This window comes from Claveliimonas bilis (assembly GCF_030296775.1).
Classification (GTDB): Bacteria; Bacillota; Clostridia; order Lachnospirales; family Lachnospiraceae; genus Claveliimonas; species Claveliimonas bilis.
Window position 1 is genome coordinate 1,573,201 of record NZ_AP027742.1, and the last position, 22,545, is coordinate 1,595,745.

The 22,545-nt window shown below is 39.3% G+C and carries 25 protein-coding genes and 2 pseudogenes; 23 read left to right on the forward strand and 4 right to left on the reverse strand.

What is annotated here, in order from left to right; translation table 11 throughout:
• Positions 1-58 precede the first annotated feature (58 nt).
• The 6 genes from istA to R2J37_RS07705 all read left to right on the forward strand — a co-directional run bounded on the left by istA (position 59) and on the right by R2J37_RS07705 (position 4,074).
• Positions 59-1,672, forward strand: a complete 1,614-nt coding sequence (gene istA / locus R2J37_RS07680) for an IS21 family transposase (protein ID WP_316264359.1) — start codon at positions 59-61, stop codon at positions 1,670-1,672.
• A complete protein-coding gene (locus tag R2J37_RS07685) occupies positions 1,662-2,399 on the forward strand; it encodes an ATP-binding protein (RefSeq protein ID WP_087150789.1) in 738 nt (245 codons plus the stop codon). The genes istA and R2J37_RS07685 overlap by 11 nt, the downstream gene beginning before the upstream one ends.
• A 428-nt stretch (positions 2,400-2,827) precedes the next feature.
• A complete protein-coding gene (locus R2J37_RS07690) occupies positions 2,828-3,127 on the forward strand; it encodes a DUF6788 family protein (RefSeq protein ID WP_316264361.1) in 300 nt (99 codons plus the stop codon).
• A complete protein-coding gene (locus R2J37_RS07695) occupies positions 3,124-3,627 on the forward strand; it encodes a DUF3990 domain-containing protein (protein ID WP_316264363.1) in 504 nt (167 codons plus the stop codon). The genes R2J37_RS07690 and R2J37_RS07695 overlap by 4 nt, the downstream gene beginning before the upstream one ends.
• Entirely contained in the window at positions 3,620-3,859 is a 240-nt protein-coding gene (locus R2J37_RS07700; RefSeq protein ID WP_316264365.1) for a hypothetical protein, read from the forward strand. Before R2J37_RS07695 ends, R2J37_RS07700 begins: the two co-directional genes overlap by 8 nt.
• A gap of 2 nt (positions 3,860-3,861) precedes the next feature.
• Positions 3,862-4,074 carry a DUF3791 domain-containing protein gene (locus R2J37_RS07705; RefSeq protein ID WP_316264366.1) on the forward strand — a complete coding sequence of 71 codons (213 nt, stop codon included), beginning with the start codon at positions 3,862-3,864 and terminating at the stop codon, positions 4,072-4,074.
• Between the two features lie 187 nt (positions 4,075-4,261).
• Here the strand turns inward: R2J37_RS07705 and R2J37_RS15200 are convergent.
• Together R2J37_RS15200 and R2J37_RS07715 are read right to left on the reverse strand one after the other, a co-directional pair.
• Positions 4,262-4,381 (reverse strand): annotated as a pseudogene (locus R2J37_RS15200) (cell division protein SepF); the annotation flags it as partial.
• Positions 4,382-4,407: 26 nt separating this feature from the next.
• Positions 4,408-4,668, reverse strand: a pseudogene (locus R2J37_RS07715) (alanine racemase); the annotation flags it as partial.
• Between the two features lie 29 nt (positions 4,669-4,697).
• Here R2J37_RS07715 and R2J37_RS07720 point away from each other — a divergent pair.
• From R2J37_RS07720 to R2J37_RS07740, 5 genes are all read left to right on the forward strand, one after another.
• Positions 4,698-5,024 carry a hypothetical protein gene (locus tag R2J37_RS07720; protein ID WP_316264368.1) on the forward strand — a complete coding sequence of 109 codons (327 nt, stop codon included), beginning with the start codon at positions 4,698-4,700 and terminating at the stop codon, positions 5,022-5,024.
• Between the two features lie 679 nt (positions 5,025-5,703).
• Positions 5,704-5,991, forward strand: coding sequence for a KwaA family protein (locus R2J37_RS07725; RefSeq protein ID WP_316264369.1), 288 nt, complete (start codon positions 5,704-5,706; stop codon positions 5,989-5,991).
• Positions 5,992-5,994: 3 nt separating this feature from the next.
• The gene (locus R2J37_RS07730; protein ID WP_316264371.1) at positions 5,995-6,819 is read left to right on the forward strand and encodes a hypothetical protein; all 825 of its coding nucleotides are present in this window, start codon (positions 5,995-5,997) and stop codon (positions 6,817-6,819) included.
• A 317-nt stretch (positions 6,820-7,136) separates the two neighbouring features.
• Positions 7,137-7,598 carry an acyltransferase gene (locus R2J37_RS07735; RefSeq protein WP_316264373.1) on the forward strand — a complete coding sequence of 154 codons (462 nt, stop codon included), beginning with the start codon at positions 7,137-7,139 and terminating at the stop codon, positions 7,596-7,598.
• Positions 7,573-10,980: a P-loop NTPase family protein gene (locus R2J37_RS07740; protein WP_316264374.1), complete on the forward strand. Its 3,408-nt coding sequence runs from the start codon at positions 7,573-7,575 to the stop codon at positions 10,978-10,980. Before R2J37_RS07735 ends, R2J37_RS07740 begins: the two co-directional genes overlap by 26 nt.
• 49 nt (positions 10,981-11,029) lie before the next feature.
• On the opposite strand, the gene R2J37_RS07745 is transcribed toward R2J37_RS07740, so the two are convergent.
• Both R2J37_RS07745 and R2J37_RS07750 read right to left on the reverse strand, forming a co-directional pair.
• Positions 11,030-12,166: a glycosyltransferase family 2 protein gene (locus R2J37_RS07745; protein ID WP_316264375.1), complete on the reverse strand. Its 1,137-nt coding sequence runs from the start codon at positions 12,164-12,166 to the stop codon at positions 11,030-11,032.
• Between the two features lie 8 nt (positions 12,167-12,174).
• Positions 12,175-13,299, reverse strand: coding sequence for an NAD-dependent epimerase/dehydratase family protein (locus R2J37_RS07750; RefSeq protein WP_316264377.1), 1,125 nt, complete (start codon positions 13,297-13,299; stop codon positions 12,175-12,177).
• A 284-nt stretch (positions 13,300-13,583) separates the two neighbouring features.
• Here R2J37_RS07750 and R2J37_RS07755 point away from each other — a divergent pair, with 284 nt between their 5' ends.
• From R2J37_RS07755 to R2J37_RS07810, 12 genes are all read left to right on the forward strand, one after another.
• Positions 13,584-14,501 (forward strand): tyrosine-type recombinase/integrase, encoded by a 918-nt coding sequence (locus R2J37_RS07755; protein ID WP_316264379.1) that lies wholly within the window; start codon positions 13,584-13,586, stop codon positions 14,499-14,501.
• A gap of 381 nt (positions 14,502-14,882) precedes the next feature.
• On the forward strand, positions 14,883-15,476 hold the full coding sequence (locus R2J37_RS07760) for a PD-(D/E)XK nuclease family transposase (protein WP_316264380.1): 594 nt from the start codon (positions 14,883-14,885) through the stop codon (positions 15,474-15,476).
• 15 nt (positions 15,477-15,491) lie between these two features.
• Entirely contained in the window at positions 15,492-15,764 is a 273-nt protein-coding gene (locus R2J37_RS07765; protein WP_316264382.1) for a hypothetical protein, read from the forward strand.
• Positions 15,765-16,053: 289 nt separating this feature from the next.
• Positions 16,054-16,995 (forward strand): RpnC/YadD family protein, encoded by a 942-nt coding sequence (locus R2J37_RS07770; protein ID WP_316264384.1) that lies wholly within the window; start codon positions 16,054-16,056, stop codon positions 16,993-16,995.
• Positions 16,996-17,141: 146 nt separating this feature from the next.
• Entirely contained in the window at positions 17,142-17,489 is a 348-nt protein-coding gene (gene rplS / locus R2J37_RS07775; protein ID WP_230106350.1) for a 50S ribosomal protein L19, read from the forward strand.
• A 169-nt stretch (positions 17,490-17,658) separates the two neighbouring features.
• Positions 17,659-18,240: a signal peptidase I gene (lepB, locus tag R2J37_RS07780; RefSeq protein WP_316264387.1), complete on the forward strand. Its 582-nt coding sequence runs from the start codon at positions 17,659-17,661 to the stop codon at positions 18,238-18,240.
• A 38-nt stretch (positions 18,241-18,278) separates the two neighbouring features.
• Positions 18,279-19,127: a ribosome biogenesis GTPase YlqF gene (gene ylqF, locus R2J37_RS07785; RefSeq protein WP_316264388.1), complete on the forward strand. Its 849-nt coding sequence runs from the start codon at positions 18,279-18,281 to the stop codon at positions 19,125-19,127.
• A gap of 41 nt (positions 19,128-19,168) precedes the next feature.
• The gene (gene lepB, locus R2J37_RS07790) at positions 19,169-19,738 is read left to right on the forward strand and encodes a signal peptidase I (RefSeq protein WP_230106347.1); all 570 of its coding nucleotides are present in this window, start codon (positions 19,169-19,171) and stop codon (positions 19,736-19,738) included.
• On the forward strand, positions 19,731-20,393 hold the full coding sequence (locus R2J37_RS07795) for a ribonuclease HII (protein WP_316264390.1): 663 nt from the start codon (positions 19,731-19,733) through the stop codon (positions 20,391-20,393). Before lepB (R2J37_RS07790) ends, R2J37_RS07795 begins: the two co-directional genes overlap by 8 nt.
• A complete protein-coding gene (locus R2J37_RS07800) occupies positions 20,390-20,761 on the forward strand; it encodes a YraN family protein (RefSeq protein WP_256194050.1) in 372 nt (123 codons plus the stop codon). Before R2J37_RS07795 ends, R2J37_RS07800 begins: the two co-directional genes overlap by 4 nt.
• A gap of 53 nt (positions 20,762-20,814) precedes the next feature.
• On the forward strand, positions 20,815-21,657 hold the full coding sequence (pgeF, locus tag R2J37_RS07805; RefSeq protein WP_316264394.1) for a peptidoglycan editing factor PgeF: 843 nt from the start codon (positions 20,815-20,817) through the stop codon (positions 21,655-21,657).
• A 12-nt stretch (positions 21,658-21,669) separates the two neighbouring features.
• On the forward strand, positions 21,670-22,545 hold the full coding sequence (locus tag R2J37_RS07810; protein ID WP_230106343.1) for a mechanosensitive ion channel family protein: 876 nt from the start codon (positions 21,670-21,672) through the stop codon (positions 22,543-22,545).

Below are 22,545 nucleotides of genomic sequence, written 5' to 3' on the forward strand. Positions count from 1 at the left end.
CAGATATAATAAGCGCATCTCCTTAAAATGGAGAAATATTATATCTGGAGGTCCTACTATGGATTACAAAAAAGTACTACGGCTTCACTTTGTGAACCATCTTAGCTGCCGTGAGATTGCCGAAAGCTGCGGCGACTGCAGCAAAACAACTGTCAACGAGTTCCTGAAACGCTTCAGGGAGAATCCGGAGCTTTCATACCCTTTACCGGCAGATGTCACGAATGAATACATCGGAAACATGCTTTATAAAAAGCCTGGTGTATCGGCGGATCAGCTCCTCTACCGGGATTTTAACAAGGAAGCTGTCTACAAGGCTCTGGCCCGCAAAGGAGAGACCCTGAAGCATCTGTGGCAGAAATACAATGCCATAGGTGTCGTAGATGGAAAGAAGCCAATGAGCTATCGCCAGTACTGCAGGCGTTACAGCGAATGGGCTGATTCCAAACAGCTGACCTTCCACATCCAGCGTTATCCCGGTGTCAATCTTGAACTGGACTATGCGGGGAAGCAGCTCTATCTGCATAATCACCAGAACCCGGATGAGACCACAAAGGTCACGATCTTTATCGCTGCCCTCACCTACAGTGATTATTTTTACGCTGAGGGAATGACCGAATGCGATATCCGGAACTGGATCCGGGTCAACAATAATGCTCTGTCCTATTTTGGCGGCGTGACGCCGACAATCACCCCGGATAATTGCAAAGTAGCAGTTGCCCGGAACAAAGACTGGATCAGCCCTGTCTTGAATAAAGATTTCCAGGCATGGGCAGAACATAACAATACGGTTTTAACCCCTGCCAAAGTGAAATCCCCCCGCTGGAAACCAGTTGTGGAAGGCCACGTAAAGATCATTACCATGCACATCCTCATGGATATGGAAGACATGGTCTTTTATTCGCTGGATGATTTAAACCGTGTCCTGATGGAAAAGGTGGATGCCGAGAACCGGAAGCCTTTTGAGGGGCTCACCTATTCCCGGTATGATCTCTTTACAACAGAAGAGAAGGAGACTCTCCTGCCTCTTCCGCCCAGCCGTTTTGAATATCTTGAACGAAAGACTGTTAAAGTAGCACAAGATTTCTCCTTCACCTTCGACAAAGTCCATTATAGCATGCCCCGGAAATATCTGCGACAGGAACTTGAGATCCGGGCAGGGGAAAAAGAAATCTATGTCTATAACAAACACGGCGACTTCATCCGGACGCATAAGCGGAGCTACACACCGAAAGACTGGGTGATCATCCCCTCGGATATGCCTGCCGGATACAAAGACTATGGCTATTGGACGGTGCCTTATTTTCAACAGAAAGCATCTGCTATCGGACCCAGCACCCGTGCTTTGATCGATGCAGTCATTCGAAAATACGCTTATCCGGTGCAGTCATTCCGAAGCTGCTTTGGTATTCTGCGGTATGCGGAGAAGTACTCGCCGGAAGCCCTGGAACGCTGCTGTAAAGACGCCGTTTTAGCTGGGAGATGCAACTATTCCTATATCTGTAACACAATCTCAACTTACCATAAAGAGCCGCTGCAAAGTACAATGCCACAGAGCAGTCCCAACGAAGATGCTGCAACAGCCGTATCCGGCGCCTACAAAGATGATGACAGCAAGTATTCCCTTAAGAACCTGCTGAAGCGTCAGGAAACGGAGGCAGGCAATGAAGAATAAGACTACTGATATCTATGAGATGTTGGACACACTATCCCTGCCGGTAGCCGCCCAGCGTTTCGCAGAACTGTCTAAAAGCCCTGAATTCGGCAGCTATACCGCTTTGCAGTTTATCCGTGAGGTTCTGGAACCTCAGTACATAGAAACACTCAACAACAGGTTTGAAACAAATCTGCGGCTCAGCAGCCTGATCAATAAAGGTGCTTTGGCCGAGAATCTGAAAACCGGCAACGGACGCATCTACAATGATGCCACCGTTGAACAGATCCTGAAATTTCATTTCGCTGAGAACCGGCAGAACGTCGGGATCTATGGAGTCACCGGTGCCGGCAAGTCTTATTTCCTGTCTGCCTGTTGTGTGGAAGCATGCAGACGTAATTACCGTTGTAAGTTCGTAGACTATAGTGACCTGCTGGACGAACTGATCGTCCTCAACCGCCAGGAAGACCTAAACAAGTATCGTAAGAGGATCAGATACTATGCACGGATCCAGCTGCTGTTCATTGATGATTTTGCCATAAGCAGGTATTCAGAAGAAGGGATCAAGATTCTGTATCATCTCATAAAACTTCGGGATGACCTTGGCACCTCCACACTCTTCAGCTGTCAGTATTCTCCAGATGAGTGGGGAAATCAGCTGAGTGACGAAAAGGAATGCTACGGTAAGCTTGACGGGATCAGACGCAGACTAACGACAGGATTTACTGTACTTATTGAGAAAGCATAGCTTTCTTCTGGAACACCGATCAATACTGATCAGTGGGGCGGAGTACCCTCTGCCCTGCTGATAACCCAGGCTGTCCGTTTAATATGGCCCTGACTGTCCGGGAAATGCGGCCCTGCTGTCCGCAGAAAGTGGCTGTTTGCAGAATGCATCATTATTTTAGATAATTCAAAAAAACTTGGCTTACCTATTCCAGAAAAACTTGTTGATTTTGTACATGGAATTCTGAAGCAGTCTAGGAAAGGAAAATATGATGATTAAAATATCCTATGGGTTACATATATTGGAAATCTAACTACCAATTTGGCTAATTATAACAGAATAATAAGAGAAAATGAAGTGTAATCTACGATATAGACAGTTACCACACAAAAAGATTGACCTTGATTTGAATGTTGGTTATACTATAATCAGGTGATAATATGAGCTTATTGGAAAATGCGGTTGCGCAAGAGCAACGGCGGATTGAGTATATGATAGAAAAATACGAGACAGAGCTGGCTGATTTGCCGAAAGGTGTGTTAATCGCCAAAATGATTAAAGGAAATCAATATTATTATTTGCAGTATCGCAGCGGGAAGAAGACAATTTCAGAGTATATTGGGAGAAAAAGCGATAAAGTTGAAAAAGTACAGCAGCAGATTGAACGGCGTAGGCATATCCAGTCCATGCTGAAAGCCTTGTCTGAAGAATATGCTACAGCACAGAAAATGATGGAGGTTTGTATATGATTGTATATCATGGAAGTAATATGATAGTAGACCATCCAAGATTAGTTCGCCAAAATCGGACATTGGATTTTGGATATGGTTTTTATACAACGTTCAATAAAGATCAAGCAGTAAATTTCGCAGAGAAAGTAACGGCTCGAAGGGAAACAGGTATTTCTTGTGTCAGCATGTATGAAACAGCAGAGTTAGAAGAACTGAAAAACAAATATAAACTCCTGTTTTTTTCAGAAGCAAATGAGGAATGGTTGGATTTCGTATTTGCAAATCGTAATGGAAGTTATGAAGGGGTAAATTATGATATTATTTTCGGACCAGTAGCTAACGATACAATTTATCGGACGTTTATCGCTTATGAGGAAGGTATTTTAACAAAGGATGAGACGATTGCCAGACTGAAAGTTAAGAAGCTGTATAATCAGATGACTTTTACAACAGAGAATTCCTTAAAAGAGCTAAAATATATAGGGCAGTTGCCGATAGGGAGGGATTGCAATGAGTGAAAAGGGGATCAAAGGAATGCTGGAGCTTATTGTGCCGCGTCTGCTCCGGATGATAATGGAAAAACAGTCACTTACAGAAAAAGAAGCCTTGACACAGCTATATGCTTCTGAACTTTATCGTCAGTTAGAACGAGAGGAAACAAAGCTTTGGCATTTAAGTATTCCTACTTTATATGAAATGTGGTTGGAAGAAAAAGAGAGCGGGCATATTACTTATCCAGAGGAGGTCTGAGTATGGATGAAAAAATGAATTTTATCGTATATTGTATAGAAGAATATAAAAATGAAAAAGGAATGAATGGAAAAAATGTCATTGATTTGTTTAATCGGTATCGTGTGATCGATTATATTCGGGACTATTACGAAGCACTTCATACTACTGGCAGACAGTATATTGTTGATGATATTAACATGTATATTGAGGCAAGGCAGTCATCTATAGGGTAATGGGGCTTCAGTGAAAAAGCGTTGAAAGAATGTATCCAGGGGGGATCCACTGGATATTTCAAGTTTTATGAAGGAAATGAATGATGTTGCTGTCAAAAGTGGATAAGCAGATAGGAGAAAGAATGCAACATATTAAATACATATATGGCGTAGAGGAATTAAGAGAAAGATGTAGGGCAGCACTAAACCTTGCCGGTCTGTCATCGTAATCGTCATCATATTCATCATCGAAAAAATCATCGTTATCGTAATCGTCATCCTCGTCGCTCAATTTCATAATGTCAAGAAACTTATCTAATACTCCCATTTTAAATTCTCCTATCTTACGTTCTCCTAAATCTGAGCATAATCACGCACGCCAAACAATCCAGTTCCCACACGAACCATCGTGGCGCCCTCTTCGACTGCCACTTCAAAATCATTCGTCATGCCCATCGAGAGAATACTCATAGTAACATTATTAACTTTTTTTGCCGCGATGTCAACAGATAATTTACGTAAACGCTGAAAATATGGTCGATTTTCTTCCGGATTTTCTACAAAAGGAGCAATTGTCATTAATCCACATACTTTTATATGGGAAAATTTAGCAATTAAGACTAGATACAGATACGGAGTACTCTATGGAAGACATTATAGAGTATTATAATATTGGACATTTTATAGAAGAAAAAGATAAGATTAATAATAGTATTTTCAATTATGAAGAAGAAAAATTGAAAGAGTATGAAAAGAAGATTAAGCAAGTGACTGGAAAATTTATGAATTCCATAGATGACTCGAACTGTAAAGAAATTTATGATCAACTGGATATAGGATGGAGAGAAGACTTTTGGAAATTATTTGCTGAATTTAAAGTGTATAGCCATGTTGGAGAAAGAGCTTTTGAAGATATAGCAAACAGCCGCATTTCCCGGCCAATCAGGGCCATATTAAACGGCCAGTTTTAGAGATAGGCAGGGCAGAGAGGGGGCTCCGCCCTGCTAATCAGTAGACTTATCCTTGCCGATGGTCTGGGCGATGGCCGTTTTCGTGGAGTCGTTCGTAATGCCGGCGAGAATGATATGGTTCGTCTAAAGTCAAATGAGAAAAAGAGTTTTGAGTTTTTATAATAGACACCAACTTTTCCGGCGACTGCCTACCATGAAAAGTGTAAGACTAAATGCCGCATTTGGGGAAGTGGAAATGAGTGAAAGACTAAAATCTACTTTTACCTATTCAAAGTGGAAATAAACTTTTCACTTCAGCAGGGATAATTCTGCGGAAACTCAAGAATATAATTTATTGTCCAAATATATTAAGTGTGATATAATAAATTGACGGCAAAATTCTTCAGTACTATTTAAAGAGGGGAAGTTTGCCGTTTTTTAATTATTAAGAAAATTTGAAATAATGATTATGATGAGGATATTTTATAGATTTATTTTGACATTTAATTCACTCCTTTTATTATTGGTGGTATATCTCATAAAATCTCATATATGGATATGGGAACAGGAACAATGGTCTATTGCTGTTTATCTGCTTGTTCCGATTACTTTGTCAATAGTATGTATAAAGATTTCGGATTTTTTGAGTTTGGATTCGATTGAATATGTGCAAACTATAGAAGTGGGGGAAGAGTCTTATATGGCTGTATATTTGGGATATTTCTTTGTGGGAACAAGCATTTCAGATGGAGATTGGATAACATTAATTTGTGTTTTTGGGATGATTTTCCTTTTCGTTTTTTGTTCCCAGGCGCAGTATTTTAATCCGATTTTTCTACTGCTGGGTTATAAGTTTTATGGTGTTACGAAAGAAAATGGGGTGAAAATATTTGTGATTTCTAAAAGGCGCATACAGGAAACGGAAGGATTACAATTTTTGGATTTACGAAGAATTAACGATTTTACTTTTATCGATAAGGGGTGTTAGACCATGGATCACTTATTCGCAAGAATGAAAGGTCGAATAGAAAAATATGAAAAAATATTATCTGGAAAGACTATATATGAAAGACCAGAGGATATAGAAAATGCAGTAGAATATGATGTGGATTATAAACTTGAGGAAGATGAATGGTATGCCGTGAAAAGCCTGTCAAAAAAGGATTTTTGTTTACAATTTTTGGGAGCACCTATTGACTCTACTACATATGCACAGATGAAGAAAGGGGATATAAATCAGATTCAATATCTTTGTGCATATCAGTCGGGAAATGAATTTTATTTTCAGAGAGCAATGGAAAGTAGAATTATGCGAAAGCAAAAATTTCTTGATTGCTCAGGAGATTTTAAAATTGAAGAAACAGGACAAGGTATTATTATCAATAAAATTCCTGATGCCATTTATCTGCGAGAGAGGGATATTCTATATTTTAAGAAGTTGGAGACAATTTCGCCGATTTTTAAAGGGATTGATAAGTTATATCGAGAAGCTACAGGAGAAGAAGTTGAGAAGTTTCTTGATAAGAAATTTATAAAGCTTGGGAATGATTACAATGTAAACAGGGTAGGAAAAGCCAACAGAAAGAGAATTGCATTGGCGATGGATACATTAGTTAAATTAAATAAAACTGAAAAAAAAGAGTTGTTTATATACACAAATGACTATTTCCCAGGACTAAAATATAATGGAAAATCATTTGAAATAAATAACGAAGAAGATTTGAAAAAGCTTCTTTATGGTATAGAACAAAGGTGTTATACAACGCCGATTACAAATGAGAAGCGAGTGGCAAATTCAGTTTACAAGCTAGAATGATGTGAGAATAGTTGAAGATTATGAAGGATAATTAGCAGTTATCCTTTATCTATTATTATGGTTTAAAGAACGATCATGCTATAATAAAAGGGAAACAAATCATTTAATGGGGTGGCGTTATGAGAAAAATAATTAGCTTTTTCCAAAAAAATACGAAAGCCAAAAAGATGTTTCTATACAGACTTTTAACTTATTTTCCCAATAGATGTCAATATGGCAGGTTCGAAAAAAGCTCTTTGATATATTTTCCAATGTTGGTAAACAATAAAAAATGTATATTAATTGGAGAAAATGTGACTTTTCGGGAGCGACTTCGTATGGACGCGATAAAATGCATGAATGATCAGGTCTTTCATCCTCGCATCATTATTGAGGACAATGTTCATGCCGAACAGGATTGTCAGATATTCGCTACAAATCTCGTGCATATCAAAAAAAACGTAACATTATCTTCCCATGTTTTTATAACTGATGCAGAGCATGAATACCGAGGAGTGGAACATGAGAGTATATTAAAACAAAGATTAAAATGCGGTAAAACCATTATAGATGAAGAAGCGTTTCTGGGAATCGGCGTGCGAGTCATTAAAGCTGTACATATCGGAAAACATGCTGTGATTGGTGCGAATTCTGTCGTAACAAAAGATATTCCCGCATACAGCGTAGCCGTGGGCAATCCGGCAAAAATAATTCGTAAATATAATCACCAAACAAAACAATGGGAAGCTGTATCATTTGATACCGGAGAGCGTTATGAAGTATTTGACAGAAGCCTTTAAAAATGAATTTATAGAATATAAGCAAAAAAAGAAAATCTATTCAGGGGTATTATTTGAAAATCTAGTATCGATGCTGCTGGAGGAACTTTTTCCATCATTTTCGTGGCAGAACACACCGGTTACGCACGATGGAAGCAAAGATTTTTATGCTCAGTATGATGAAACATTGTACTGGGCAGAATGTAAAAACTATAGTGATAAAATATCGCTTCAAGCAATTGCTCCGACATTGGTTATGGCACAATTATGTAATGCTGATGAGATTTATTTTTTTTCGCGATCAGAAATAAAAACCAATGTAAAAAAGAAACTTTGCTATTATGCCAATATTAACCGTAAAAAAATAAGGTTTTATGACGATGTTGCACTTGAGCAGATAATTTTTGAACATAAGCGGGTATATGATCATTTTTTTAAGTCATACCGGTTTTCGGACGTGGATTTCCAGCAAGAAACAACGCCTCTGATTCTTTATAATTATTTAAAAAATCCATTTTTGAATCTAAAAAAAGGAGAATCTTTTTTTTCTGCAAATAACCTTCCGGAATTCAGAACAAACGAGATTATTTCAATCCATATATACGGCATTAATAACAACAGCAGAAAAAGTGCTGTATTTACTGTGCGGATTAACGCAGACAGCAAAGATTTACTGTGCTTTGAATTGCTGGATGAATATATGAAACGAAGCAATATCATTAATTATTGCTATTCAGCAAAAACAGCCCCCAACGAAACATTTTTTCATAGCATTAATTTAAAAATTCTATCGCACGAAACTCAGTTGCAGCTTCCGGAATTAATCGTAAATGTAGTACAAGAGGATTATACCAAAAGCCAAAAATTGGGAGGGATGAACTTTCAGTGCGCATTATTACATAGAGCTGAATTTCTCGATCCTTATTATCAAAATATCCTTTATGTATTAGAACAAGAAATGCTGGATCTTAATGTATTGTCGGGGATTCTCCTGATAGGAAGCAGCGGTACCGGAAAAACAAGAACTCTTGAAGAAACGCTCTCACTCTTGGTTAAGTATAATTATCGGGTATTAAATTTTATCGGAGTAGAACATGATTCCGGCAAAAGCATTCTAAAGGAAATCATTTATATTTTATTTGAAGTAAGTGAAGAATTAATTATGGAATCCTTTACTATCAAGGACACATCCGATTCACTTTCGGGTATTTTTGAAATGTTATATAAAATGAATCATAATTTAATCGACCCTATAGATATAACGGATCAATATGGAGAATTAATATTTGAACGTATGATTCATGGGAAATATGCGCTTGTCATCGACAACATTCAGTATTTTGAGTATCCCCTTTTGCACTTTTTAGAAAAATTAATTATATATGGGAAAAACTGTGGAAGAGGGAACTCGCTGTTTTTAGCTTTTAGCATAAATACAGATTATGCTTTTGACAATGAGGATATCACCAAAATTAAAGGCCTGTTTCAACAGCTTCAACATACTAGTGTTTGCAAAATGACTCCATGGTTTCTGGATGGCTTTCATAGTCCTGGAAGCGCATTGGAATTCATCAAACAACTACTGGGAATTCATAATGCGAATTATGATGCTCTTTTCCAAAAGGTTTTCGATAAAGCATCCCTGCTTCCTTTTTATATTGAGTGTGTTGTTGAAGTTCTCCGTAATTTCAAATCCGTTACTTTCTCGGAGTCACGTTGCGTTATCAATAACCCTGTGCTTTTCGCAGATGAATTAGCAAATTTACCGGACAGTGTAGAAGGAAATCTTGAAAGACGATGGAAATTCTTTATCAGTCAACACTCAAATAAAGATGATTATGTCAGATTGCTTTCATTAGTACATACATTTGGAGAATGCGAAAAGGATTTCATGAAGAGTCTGGGATTAAATACTGCATTACTAAAGGATTTATGTAAATACCATTTTTTAAAACAGGAAAAAACAGTAAATACAGACAAATATACCTTTGTCCATGACTTAATGGAGAAATTTTTCTGCGAATATATTCCGGATTTTGATAATATCGCCTATGATTATTTAACAAAGTCAGGTTATAAACATCTGAAAAATTTATACCCTGTTATATACAACCTGTGCATTTTATATTCAAAAGACTATAAACCTGAAAATTTAACAACCATCATACAAGTGGGGATTCATATAGAAATTCCATACAAGATCTTTTATAGTTATTATAAGAATTGTATGAATGCCATGCTGGAAAATTATGAAAATTTTCAATGTAAAAATGATTGGTATGGTCTGGGATATTTTATTGCAAAACAGTTGAAACTCCGCATGGGAAACAAAGCCGCATATGATATGATCAGCAAACTGTTTTGTACATTAGAAGCAGGGAGCTTTGAAGACAGGTATTGCTATAACAGTTTCGTGGAGTTACTATTTTTCTATGGCGAAATCAACCAGCAACTCACCTATTATCAAGATGTTATATCTTTGTATTTAAAGTATCTTGATCGTTACAAAATCCTGGAAAAATCCGAATCTACGGAAGAAATTCGCAATGTCATTGCCTTTATTTACAACCGTTTGTCAGTGGCCTATAAACATTTACCAGATTCTGTAAGTTGTAAAAAGCATCTGGACTACATCAACCAGTCGCTGTACATGTCCCGTACCCTGAAAAACCGCCAGTTTCTAGCTGAAAACTGCTATGATAAGGGGACTTATTATTACTGTCACATCAAATATAAAAAACGAGTTCTTGATTACTGGGAATCCTGTTGCAATTTAATAGAAAAATATAATATTGAACTGATGACTCTTCATTACATTGAGCATCAGATCCAAATCGCTTTGATTCGTCAACAACCAAACGAAATTCCTCAATTACTCGAAAAAGGGTTTGATTATATAGAGCATGGCAAATACAATGAACAAGGTATTTACTTCAAACGTTTTTTTTATTATGCAAAAGCAATTTACTATCTGTTGAAAAAAACAAACTATGATGACGTTTATCAGGCGTTACAAAACGCAGAAGAAGCTTTACTAATGCTTGGGAAGAATAATATGACCTATATTAATTACCTGCGCGGGAAATTGTATGCACGTCTTAACGACCCTGAGCACACGTATGAGTTTTACAAAGACGCTTATCTGCAATCCTTCGACCTGACAATTTTGTATAAAGATATATTTATTGATCTTTTGACAGAAGATATGCTGATTAAGTTCCGTCAATTAAATATAGACCCGGAACGGTTCCCGGTTGATTATTTAGAAAAAGAAAATCATCGTCTTATGGCAAAACGTATATTGTCAATGGATCAAAAACATTTTTTGCGGTTTTGGAATAATTATCGAGCTACATCTATTATACAATCGCTGGACGGGAAAGAAAATTACCCTAATATATAACAAAAAGCAGGGCTTCTTTGCAAAATCTATGTGCAAGAAGCCCTGAAAGTTAATATAATTTTTGTACATCGTGAAAAGATAGAATGTTTCCATGAAAATCAACGGCAATATCTCTGGAAGTATCTCGTAAATGATCCCAGATTTTATTATCCCTTAAACTTTTCAGCTGATCGACAAAATAGATAAAAGGGGCAGTATGCTTATGAAAGCTAAGAGGAATGTAATCATATAACTGTAATTGTTTTATCCAGCGTTCATACGGATTAAATGAATAAACATCATAATATTCAATAGATAATGCATCTTTAATAGTTTCATAGTACCAATCGCTGCTGAAAAAACTGGAAATATTGATCATTGTATATCTGGGAAGCAATTCGTGATCAGACTGATACATTTCTCCCACTTTATGTATCCATTTATCCATATCAATTTCAATTTTATAATAGTTCTTTCCATAAAACATAGACCGTGCATCTGCGGCCAGATAGGAATATCTGCTGATTTTTGTGTTGCGGGAAGAGGTGTTGCCCTTGTGATAGACTTTCGATTCTGCAACAACCCATGTTTCCAGCCCGATTTCCTTTAATTTGATTACATAATCGCAATCACAGCATAAGTACGACATTGAGACGTCCATTCCGCCAACCTTCTGGTAAATACGTTTGGTTGTCATTAGCACCGCACTGCATACAGATTGAACTTTACGGTCAAAAGAAGCATATCGATGATCTGCAGGCAGTCCCAATGTTGGATGGTTAATATTGTATGGAGAAAAGGCCACCCCAAAGTCCTGAATTGTATTATCAGAAGGATTGATTAATTTCGAACTTACAGCTCCTATCAAACCACTGGAATTCAACTTTTCAAACAGTGGTTCATACCAATGTGGAAGGTAGAATAAATCTTCATCACATAATGTGACAATATCCCCATTACATACATCCACTCCCATATTGACTGCGTTCGCGTATAAAATATCATCATTCACTTTAATAATGGTATATTTAGATTCCGGAAGGTCTAAATCCAGCTCTTTCTCGTCTTTATTGTTTGCAACAATAATTATTTCCTTTTTTATATCTGAAGGCAATGTTTCTTCCAAAAGTTTAAGATTCAGATATAATAGTTCACGGTTAGAGTGATAAGGAATCACAAAACTATGTAGACACTCATTTATCTTCATTTTGTATGCTAAGATTTTAAAATCCCTTTTCCTTTCATAATATTCAACGATTCTTCATAGTGATTATTTGAAAAACTATTTTGCTTAGTCCAGTCTGTAAATTTTAGAAGTCCTTCTTCCAAAGATACTTTTGGTTCATATCCAAGCACATGTTTCATTCGGCTTATATCCGCATGGTTATGCCGGATATCTCCAAGGCGATACATATGGTTGATATGGTAATTTGGAGGTTCTCCATAGTAAAAATAAAGAAGTTTTGTCAATTCTAATATTGTTGTATTATGTCCGGTCCCAACATTAAAAACTGTATTTGAAGCTTCTCCGTTAATCGCAAGTAAAACTGCCCTTACAACATCTTCTACATGAACAAAATCTCTTGATTCCATTCCGTCTTCAAAAATTTCGATAGGTTTGCCGGACATAATATTCGATGAAAATACGGAGAGAATGCCTGTATATGGGTTGATAAGAGATTGTCCTTCTCCATAAACATTCTGGAATCTGAGAATCGTATATGGAATATTCATAGCTTTACATATCGTACGAAGATACAATTCTTGCGTCATCTTTGTTACTCCATAAATGGATTGCGGTTTTAACTCCGATTCCTCACAGGTTGCGGTCTGTTTTAGAAACCCGCTGCATATGGGACAACGTGGCTCATAAATACGATGTTTTAAGTCCTCTGAACAGCGCCCGTCGGGATATACGATTCCGCACTGTGGACAAATGTATTTACCTTCTCCATAAACAGCTCTGGATGAAGCAAGGACAAGTTGGTCTATTTTTGTGTGCTGATTACAGATCGCTTGTAAAAGATTTGCAATGCCCGAGATATTGCTATTTGTGCATTTTGTAATCTCGTACATGGATTGACCAGTTGCAGTATCAGCCGCCAGATGTATAATTACATCCTGATTTTGAACAGCCTGTTCACATATGTGATAATCAAAGATGTCTCCTTGTATAAAATTGACATATGGGCTGACAGAAAGGTCTAGTTTTGCATTTGGCCCATGAACTTGAGGATCTAAGTTATCAAGGATTGTAATCTGGCAATTCATCTGTAATAATTTTTTGACCAGATGTACACCGATAAATCCGGCGCCACCTGTCACCAATACGCGTTTCATAGATCCCTCCCTTTGTTTGTTCAATAAAGATAACTGCTAATTATCTTCGATTCTGGGATAAAAAAGTGAGGACTTTATAACTGACGGATACTGCGGAAAATAATACAGTAAAATGCTATATCAAATCAAAAAGTTGAAGTGGGGCATTTTACTTTAATTAGAATTGAACGACTTGCAATAAGATAGCCGTTATTTTACTGAGAGATTACAAAAAAGAAATGCGTATTAGGTAATTTTTTGTGAATATGCTACACTACCGAAAAAAGGTTATGGAGGACAGAAAAGTGGCTTGTACGGAACAAATGAAAAAATATCTGGAATATTGTGAGTTTAGAAAGGAACTGGATTGGAATACTTTAAAAGCATACAGAATTGATTTGAGACAATTTTTTGAATATACGCTGGAAGATATACCAGACAAAGATAAAATAGAAGATTATATAACAGAATTACATAAGAAATATAAACCAAAAACTGTAAAGCGAAAAATAGCATCTATTAAGGCGTATTATACTTATTTAGAAGAAAGGGATATTATTACAGACAATCCATTTAGAAAAATAAAAGTAAAATTTAAAGAGTCGGTAATTCTTCCCAGAATTATCCCACGGGAAGAAATTGAACAGCTTTTGAATTATATGTATTTACAAGAGAATAAAAATGATGAAAAGGTTTATAAATACTGGCTGCGGGATGTGTCAGTGATAGAAACTTTTTTTGCTACCGGCGCAAGGGTTTACGAAATATCCAATATTAGAGCAGATAGTGTAAACCTTAATACAGGGCTTATCAAAATTATGGGGAAGGGTGGAAAAGAGCGATATATCCAAATTGCTTCGACAGAAATATTGGGTATCTTAAGAAAATATTATCATCAAAATGCCGAAGTGATTAAGGAGAGTGGATTTTTCTTTGTTAATAACCGTGGAAGCAGATATACGGAACAATCAATAAGGCTAATGTTAAAAAAGTATACAAAATTAGCCGGGATTGAAAGAAATATAACACCGCATATGTTTCGTCACTCATTTGCAACATATTTGATTGAAGAAGGAGTAGATGTCAGTTGTGTACAGCAGATCTTAGGACATAGTTCTATTAAAACTACCCAGATTTATATACATATTGCGGCAAAAAAGCAAGCGGAGATTTTGAGGGAGCTGCATCCCAGAAATCGGATGAGGATAGGGGAAGCGGCATAAACTATATTTTATCATACTATTACAGACAAACGGATCGGCTGAATGATAGGTGGTCTTTTTTGCGTATGTAAAAATAATTATGATTCTGAAATTATGTCAAACTACACTAGACAACCTACCCTACATATGTTAACATATATCCAAAGCATTATATCTTCACAATCTTTTGTGTCTTTCACAGGAAGCGGCAAGCGTCTTAGTTTTGTTTCCTGCATCTTATTTTCTAAATACACATCAGGAAAGATATCTCAATGCTTTTACAACTGACTTATATACAGTAAAGAGGTTCTTTCCTGGATGGTATGGAAAATAAGATATGATAATCAGAGAAACCAGTAGGAGAAAGAGCCTCTTCATACTACCAAGAAAAGGAGGCTGCCTATGGGGAAAGAGGCGCAAGATGCCAGAAACTTTACCGCACCAGTGGAAGATCATGAGCTTGGAATTCGATATGAAAAGTATAAGCGGATCCTTGCGGGACTTACGATCATGAGTGATATTTTCATGCGGAATGTCTTGAAAAAGCGGGAATGCACAGAGTATATTTTGCGAATCATTATGGACAGAGAAGATTTGGAAGTGAAGGAGCAGATTCTGCAGAAGGATTATAAGAATCTGCAGGGAAGATCAGCCATTCTTGACAGCGTTGTTTGTGATATGGAAGAGAAACGGTATAATGTAGAGATTCAGCAGGAAAACGAAGGGGCTTCCGTAAAAAGAGCGAGATATCACAGTAGCCTGCTAGATGTAAACGAGTTGAAGGAAGGACAGACTTTTGAGGAACTGCCAGAGAGTTATGTGATTTTTATTGCCAGAAACGATGTGCTTGGCTATGGACTTCCCATTTATCATATTACTAAAAAGGTTGAAGAAGTGCGGGAGGATTTCCGAGACGGTGCTCACATTATCTATGTGAATGCAAAAATCAAGGATAAAGAGACAGCATTGGGGCGCTTGATGTATGATCTGCAATGAAGAACTGCAGACGAAATGTTTAGCGAGATTCTGGCAGAGCGTGTCAGGGAGTTAAAGGAAACGCCGGAAGGAGTGGACAGTATGTGTCGTGAGATGGACGAGATTTACAATGAAGGAATTGAGATTGGAATTGAGAGAGGACTGGAGAAAGGAAAAATGGAAATGAAACAGGAAACGGTTCTATCTATGTTCAATCTTGGCATGCCGGTGGAGCAGATTGCAGCAGTAGTGAAAGAAAGCGTTGGTATGGTTCAGAAGTGGATTTCCGAAAGTAAGGCAGTAATATAAGGAAAACTGCGGTTGGACCGTATATGTCACACTAAAAATAAGGAGTTTAGAGGGGAAGTAAGAGCAGATATTAATTTCCGTAAATCAGGTCTTTACTTTCCCTCTTTTTTGTTCTATAATAAAATTATGTAAATTAATAAAAAGGGCAGATGGAATATGAGAAAGGCCGTCTATCCTTGACGATGAATAGAGATATAGCCTGGAGCAGATTCTTTCCGTGATAGCCAATCAGATACTGTAATGATAGATTGTTACTTATTTTCAGCAACAGAATGGAAGAGGAGTGAATATGAGAAACACGGGAATCAAGCCTGACGCTATATTTAAAAATTTTTGGAGAGATAACGGACATTTTGCCAGTCTCTTTAACACAGCTATCTTTGGCGGAAAGACAGTGATACAGCCGGAGGAGCTGAAGGAGTTGGATACAGATGTATCTAATTTCATAAAATTTGGAAAGTATGAAGAAAGTTTGACAAGAACCAGAGATGTTGTGAAAAAAGCGGCTAACGACACAGATTTTGTGATACTGGGAATTGAGAACCAGCGGAAGATCCACTATGGGATGCCGCTGAGAGTTATGATTTATGATGCGCTAAGTTACCTGAAAGAATGTCAGGAAATTGCAGGGAAGCATAAGGAAGCTGGTGATAAGGCGACCGCTGAAGAGTTTCTTTCCGGCCTGCATAAAGGGGACCGGCTGCATCCTATTATAACCATTGTGATCTATTATGATGAAAAGCCGTGGGATGGAGCACAGAGCCTGAAGGAAATGATCGGAGATATGCCCTCGGAGGTTTCCGGAGTGTTTTCGGATTATCGGATGAATCTGCTGCAGGTGAAGGAGTCATCCCAATATCATTTTGATAATGAAGATGTCCAGACCATTTTTGAAATCACCAGATTTATTTATCAGGGTGAATTTGATAAGGTAAAGAAATTTTATGGAGAAAAAACAGTGAAATCCGACGTGGGTGCGGTGATCGGAGTTATGACAGATAGCAGCCTGATCGTTGAAGAGGCCTTGGAGAGTGAAGGAGGAATGAATATGTGTACGGCATTAGAGAAACTGGAAGAAAAGAGTCGTGAGGAAGGAAGATTAGAAATGAAACAGGAAACGGTTCTATCCATGGCCAATCTTGGCATGCCTGTAGAGCAGATTGCAACAGTAGTGAAAGAGAGCGTTGGTATAGTCCAGAAGTGGATTTCCGAAGGAAAAGCAGCGATATAATCGGAAAATAATCCTTGCATTCTTCTTTCTCATATGGTATCATAAATCATGTTGTGAGAAAAAGAGATGGTCCTCTGATACGCGCCCTTTGTAAGAGAGGGAAATAGAAATGTATTAAGAACGTCCGAATAACAAGGAGGTCACACATGAACGAAATTATTAAGAGCATTGAAGCAGAACAGCTCAAAGAGAATGCGCCGGAGTTTAATGTAGGCGATACCGTAAAAGTATACGGTAAGATCAAAGAAGGAAACCGTGAAAGAATCCAGGTTTTTGAAGGAACAGTCCTGAAGAAACAGGGTGGAAGCACAAGAGCGACATTTACAGTAAGGAAAACATCCAACGGTGTAGGTGTTGAGAAGACTTGGCCGCTTCATTCTCCTAACGTGGAGAAAGTTGAAGTAGTTCGCCGCGGTAAAGTAAGAAGAGCGAAACTGAACTACTTAAGAAACCGTGTAGGTAAAGCTGCTAAGGTAAAAGAGTTAGTAAAATAGGAAAACACAAGAGGAAGGGACAAATACATATTGTATCTTGTCCCTTTTTGTTACTATTCACAGTCTTAGCCCGTAAGGGGCGGAAGTGAAGTGCATAAGCGCGACGAGTGCCATGTAGGTGGAGCGGCTGTGAATAGTAACTCTCTGCTATATATAGGTACAGCTGATTATGAGAGGATTAAAATTCAGAAGAAGATATAAAAGAAAAAAATTTCACATTGAAATGCTGAAGCCGGTTGTGGTATGGGCAGGAAAAATTGCCCTTGTCTGTCTATTCGCTTTTGTGTTCGTGTGGTATTTCGGACAGAGGGTAGCGACAGTCGGGGATTCCATGAAGCCGGTTTTGGAAAATGGAGATGTTACTCTGGTAAATCGTATTGTCTATGATGCTACAGCGCCAAAACGGGGCGATATTATTGTGTTTAAGCCAAAAGGAAATGAAAATTCCCATTACTATATCAAACGAATTGTAGGCCTTCCGGGTGAAACCGTGGAGATTATAGAGGGGAAAGTCTATATTGACGGTGAAAGGCTGGAAGAAGACTACGAGACAACGGAGATCACAGATGTGGGAATTGTGGACAAAGAAATAGAACTTGCCGGCGATGAGTTCTTTGTGCTGGGGGATGACCGTCAGAACAGTGAGGACAGCAGGATGGCGGATATTGGGAATGTGAAGAGATCTTATATTTACGGGAAAGTATGGTTTGTCATTTCGCCGGGAAATAATTTTGGCTTTGTCAGATCATAGAGATAACATGTTTGAAATAAAAGAGGAGAAGAGAACAGATGCACTTTCAATGGTATCCTGGACATATGACCAAAGCAAGGCGTATGATGCAGGAAAATATAAAATTGATCGATCTTGTGATCGAATTGGTGGATGCCAGGATTCCTCTAAGCAGCAGGAATCCTGATATTGACGAACTGGGCAGGCAGAAATCCAGACTGATCTTGCTGAATAAAGCGGATCTGGCGGAAAATAAGTGGAATGATGCCTGGATAGAATATTTTAAAGACAAAGGCTATCTTGCGGTGAAGGTTAATTCCAAGAAGGGCGGCGGGATCAAAAATATCCAGTCTGTCATTCAGGAAGCCTGCAAAGAGAAGATTGAAAGAGACAGGAAAAGAGGAATTTTAAACCGGCCGGTCCGCGCTATGGTAGTGGGGATTCCTAATGTAGGAAAATCTACGTTTATTAATACGCTGGCGGGAAAGGCCTGTGCAAAGACGGGCAATAAGCCGGGAGTGACGAAGGGAAAGCAGTGGATCCGCCTTAATAAAGGGGTAGAGCTTTTGGATACGCCGGGAATCCTCTGGCCGAAATTTGAAGATCAGCAGGTGGGAATGAAGCTTGCCTTTATTGGATCGATCAAAGATGAGATCTTAAATACAGAAGAACTGGCGGCGGAATTTCTGAAACTTATGCAGCAGCACTATCCGGGAATCATTGCCGGAAAATATAATATAGAAGAAACCGGAGACGTTTACGAAGTGCTGAATCGGATTGCGGAAAGCCGGCATTGTATTGTGCGGGGAAATGAGCTGGATGTGGAAAAGGCAGCGGCCCTTCTGATGGATGATTTCCGCAGTGGACGGCTGGGAGAGCTTACTCTGGAATATCCGGACAGGATATGATAAAATCAAGACAGAATGCGACAGGAAAAGAGGATAAACATATGGCTAGATATAGGAGAGGCCGTCGGAAGGAACACGGAATTATCCGGGAACTGCTGGGCTGGATCATCTATATACTGATTATCATTGGGCTGACTTACCTGATTATTACTTATGTAGGACAAAGGACGCGGGTCAGTGGATCATCGATGGAGACAACGTTAAGTGACGGGGATAACTTGATCGTGGACAAGATTTCCTATCGGTTCCGGGATCCCAAACGATATGATATTATTGTATTCCCTTATAAATATGAAGAAAATACATATTATATCAAGAGGATCATCGGGCTGCCGGGCGAGACGGTGCAGGTGACAGGAGGATATGTATATATTAACGGAGAACTTCTGGAAAGTGATATTTATGGGGCGGAGCCTATGGCGGATGGAGGAATTGCATCAGAGCCTATTACCCTGGGAGCGGATGAATATTTTGTTCTGGGAGACAACAGGAATCATAGTTCGGACAGCAGGGATCCAAGTGTAGGAATCCTGCACCGGGAGGATCTGCTGGGAAGAGCCTGGGTCAGAATCTATCCGTTTGACCAAATGGGAGTGATCCGCCATGAATAAAAAAGAGCAGGAAAGAATGGAAAAACAGGCCGCCAGACTTGCAAAAGAACGAAAGCGCCTGGAAGCGATGAGCGTATATGAGAAGCAGTATGCCTCCTGCTTGGCCATATGCGGCATTGATGAGGTTGGAAGAGGCCCGCTTGCAGGCCCGGTGGTGGCAGGAGCGGTCATTCTTCCCAGGGATACAGAAATTTTATATCTGAATGATTCTAAGAAACTTTCAGAGAAGAAGCGGGAAGCGCTCTATGATGAGATCATGGAAAAGGCAGTTGCTGTCGGCATAGGGATGGCCAGTCCGGCCAGGATTGATGAGATCAATATTCTTCAGGCAACTTATGAGGCAATGCGCATGGCGATTGATAAGCTTCAGGTGCGCCCGGATCTTCTGCTGAATGACGCGGTGACTATTCCTGGTGTGGAAATTTCCCAGGTCTCCATTGTAAAGGGAGATGCCAAGAGTATTTCCATCGCTGCAGCCAGCATTGTCGCAAAGGTGACAAGGGATCGGATGATGAAGGAATATGAGGAGATTTTTCCTGGATATGACTTTGCATCCAACAAAGGATATGGGACAAAGGCGCATATCCAGGCGCTGAAGACACTGGGACCATGTGTGATACACAGACGAAGCTTTATCGGAAATTTTGTGAAATGAGAAAGCGGGAAGAAAATCGGAGACAAACAGGGACATTTTATGAAAGAAAAGCAGGGGAATACCTGGAGAAACAAGGCTATAAAATCCTGGAATACAATTACAGATGCAGGGCAGGAGAAATTGATATTGTAGCAAGGGATGGAGAGTACCTTGTATTCTGTGAAGTGAAATACAGGAAAGACAATAAAAAAGGCACACCTCTGGAAGCGGTGACGCTGCAAAAACAGCGGACGATTTCCAGGTGCGCCATGTTTTATATTATGGAAAGAGGACTGGATGGAGAAGCCTGCCGTTTTGATGTGGCGGGAATTACCGGAAGCGGGGAAAAGATCGAACTGATCCGCAATGCATTTCCCTATATGGAGTAAGCTTGCAGGATAAGATGACGGATGATAAGGCGATAGAAGGAGAGGAAGGGCCTATGAGTATTGGATTGATCTATAAAAATAATGACCATGTAATAGAAGAAAAGGTAAAAGAGGGAGTACCATTTCTTTCCTATCCGATTCTGGAAAATACCGGTATCGTCTCTCATGGCTTTTCCACCCGGCTTGGCGGTGTGAGTGAAGGCGGGTATTCCTCTATGAATTTAAGCTTAAGCAGGGGAGACAGTCCGGAAGCAGTAGAGGAAAATACAAAGAGGATTGCCCGGGCCATTGGTGTGGAAAAGGAGAAGATGGTCTATACACAGCAGACTCATACAACCAATGTTGCTGTTGTGTCCCAAAAGGATGCGGGAAGTACGCTTAAAGAGACAGACGGGCTTGTAACAAACAGCCCCGGTATTTGCCTGGTGACATTTTATGCTGACTGCGTTCCTTTGTATTTTGTGGACCCGGTAAGACGGGCGATCGGACTTAGCCATTCGGGATGGCGGGGAACCGTAGGAAAGATGGCGGCGGCTACTGTGGAAAAAATGAAAGAATGCTTTGGGACAAGGCCGGAAGATATCATAGCGGCGGTTGGACCTTCTATCTGCCAGGACTGCTATGAGGTAAGCGAAGATGTGACCAGCCGTTTTAAAGAGACTTTTCGGGAGGAAGACTGGAAAGATTTATTTTATAAAAAAGAAAACGGGAAATTTCAGCTTGATCTATGGAAGGCAAATGAGATCAATCTTCAGGAGGCAGGCGTGCTTCCGGAACATATTGCAGTGACAAATGTGTGTACCTGCTGCAATCCGAAGATTTTATTTTCACACAGAGTCCAGGGATGGAACAGAGGGAATTTGTGTGCATTTCTTGCACTGAAGGATAAAGAATAAGGAGGCAGAAAGATGGATACAGAAGAAATTGCACAGACAACAGAAGAAACAGTGGAAAATGTAAACCTTTTTATTCAATATGCTCAGGATCATATTCCGGATCTGATCGGATTTGGGATCAAAATTATTCTGGCAATTCTTGTATTTGTAATAGGAAAATGTGTGATCCGGATGGTGAGAAGGCTGACAGGAAAAGCATTTGAACGGTCCCATGCGGACAAGGGAGTACAGCAGTTTACCGATTCCATCATCAAATTCGGGCTGTACTCGGTGCTGGTCATCCTGATCATTACCAGTTTTGGCGTAAATCTTTCTTCTATTACAACCATCCTGGCGGCGGCAGGCGTGGCAGTCAGCCTCGCACTGCAGGGCGTGATCTCCAATTTTGCGGGAGGCGTGCTGATCCTGACGCTTCGTCCTTTTGTGGTAGGAGATTATATTATTGAGGATAACAATAAGAATGAAGGTACGGTAAAGGAAATCCAGCTTTTTTATACGAAGCTGACAACGGTTGATAATAAAACCATTGTTGTACCGAACGGTATGCTGACCAACAATAGTCTGACGAATGTGACAGCGAGGGATGAGCGGCAGCTGGATCTTCGAATAGAGATTTCTTATGAATCTGATCTGCGCAAAGCCAAGGATATTCTTGAAAATCTGCTGGAGAACACACCGGAAATCATGAAGGATAAAGAGAGGAATGTGTTCGTGGATGAACTGGGAGCCAGCGGAGTACGTCTGGGCGTCAGGGCATGGACAGGCATGGATGAATACTGGAAAGTACGGTGGAAATTTTTAGAAGATATTAAACTTAGTTTTGACCGGGAAGGAATCGTCATTCCTTACCCGCAGATTATGGTGCATAAGAGTACTGATGAGGGATAA

Excerpts from the sequence above, each read along its gene's own strand:
- istA (WP_316264359.1), top strand. The coding sequence starts at position 59 with ATGGATTACAAAAAAGTACTACGGCTTCACTTTGTGAACCATCTTAGC.
- R2J37_RS07685 (WP_087150789.1), top strand. The coding sequence starts at position 1,662 with ATGAAGAATAAGACTACTGATATCTATGAGATGTTGGACACACTATCC.
- R2J37_RS07695 (WP_316264363.1), top strand. The coding sequence starts at position 3,124 with ATGATTGTATATCATGGAAGTAATATGATAGTAGACCATCCAAGATTA.
- R2J37_RS07700 (WP_316264365.1), top strand. The coding sequence starts at position 3,620 with ATGAGTGAAAAGGGGATCAAAGGAATGCTGGAGCTTATTGTGCCGCGT.
- R2J37_RS07705 (WP_316264366.1), top strand. The coding sequence starts at position 3,862 with ATGGATGAAAAAATGAATTTTATCGTATATTGTATAGAAGAATATAAA.
- R2J37_RS07720 (WP_316264368.1), top strand. The coding sequence starts at position 4,698 with ATGGAAGACATTATAGAGTATTATAATATTGGACATTTTATAGAAGAA.
- R2J37_RS07725 (WP_316264369.1), top strand. The coding sequence starts at position 5,704 with ATGGCTGTATATTTGGGATATTTCTTTGTGGGAACAAGCATTTCAGAT.
- R2J37_RS07730 (WP_316264371.1), top strand. The coding sequence starts at position 5,995 with ATGGATCACTTATTCGCAAGAATGAAAGGTCGAATAGAAAAATATGAA.
- R2J37_RS07735 (WP_316264373.1), top strand. The coding sequence starts at position 7,137 with ATGGACGCGATAAAATGCATGAATGATCAGGTCTTTCATCCTCGCATC.
- R2J37_RS07740 (WP_316264374.1), top strand. The coding sequence starts at position 7,573 with ATGAAGTATTTGACAGAAGCCTTTAAAAATGAATTTATAGAATATAAG.
- R2J37_RS07745 (WP_316264375.1), bottom strand. The coding sequence starts at position 12,166 with ATGAAGATAAATGAGTGTCTACATAGTTTTGTGATTCCTTATCACTCT.
- R2J37_RS07750 (WP_316264377.1), bottom strand. The coding sequence starts at position 13,299 with ATGAAACGCGTATTGGTGACAGGTGGCGCCGGATTTATCGGTGTACAT.
- R2J37_RS07760 (WP_316264380.1), top strand. The coding sequence starts at position 14,883 with ATGGGGAAAGAGGCGCAAGATGCCAGAAACTTTACCGCACCAGTGGAA.
- R2J37_RS07765 (WP_316264382.1), top strand. The coding sequence starts at position 15,492 with ATGTTTAGCGAGATTCTGGCAGAGCGTGTCAGGGAGTTAAAGGAAACG.
- R2J37_RS07770 (WP_316264384.1), top strand. The coding sequence starts at position 16,054 with ATGAGAAACACGGGAATCAAGCCTGACGCTATATTTAAAAATTTTTGG.
- rplS (WP_230106350.1), top strand. The coding sequence starts at position 17,142 with ATGAACGAAATTATTAAGAGCATTGAAGCAGAACAGCTCAAAGAGAAT.
- lepB (WP_316264387.1), top strand. The coding sequence starts at position 17,659 with ATGAGAGGATTAAAATTCAGAAGAAGATATAAAAGAAAAAAATTTCAC.
- ylqF (WP_316264388.1), top strand. The coding sequence starts at position 18,279 with ATGCACTTTCAATGGTATCCTGGACATATGACCAAAGCAAGGCGTATG.
- lepB (WP_230106347.1), top strand. The coding sequence starts at position 19,169 with ATGGCTAGATATAGGAGAGGCCGTCGGAAGGAACACGGAATTATCCGG.
- R2J37_RS07795 (WP_316264390.1), top strand. The coding sequence starts at position 19,731 with ATGAATAAAAAAGAGCAGGAAAGAATGGAAAAACAGGCCGCCAGACTT.
- R2J37_RS07800 (WP_256194050.1), top strand. The coding sequence starts at position 20,390 with ATGAGAAAGCGGGAAGAAAATCGGAGACAAACAGGGACATTTTATGAA.
- pgeF (WP_316264394.1), top strand. The coding sequence starts at position 20,815 with ATGAGTATTGGATTGATCTATAAAAATAATGACCATGTAATAGAAGAA.
- R2J37_RS07810 (WP_230106343.1), top strand. The coding sequence starts at position 21,670 with ATGGATACAGAAGAAATTGCACAGACAACAGAAGAAACAGTGGAAAAT.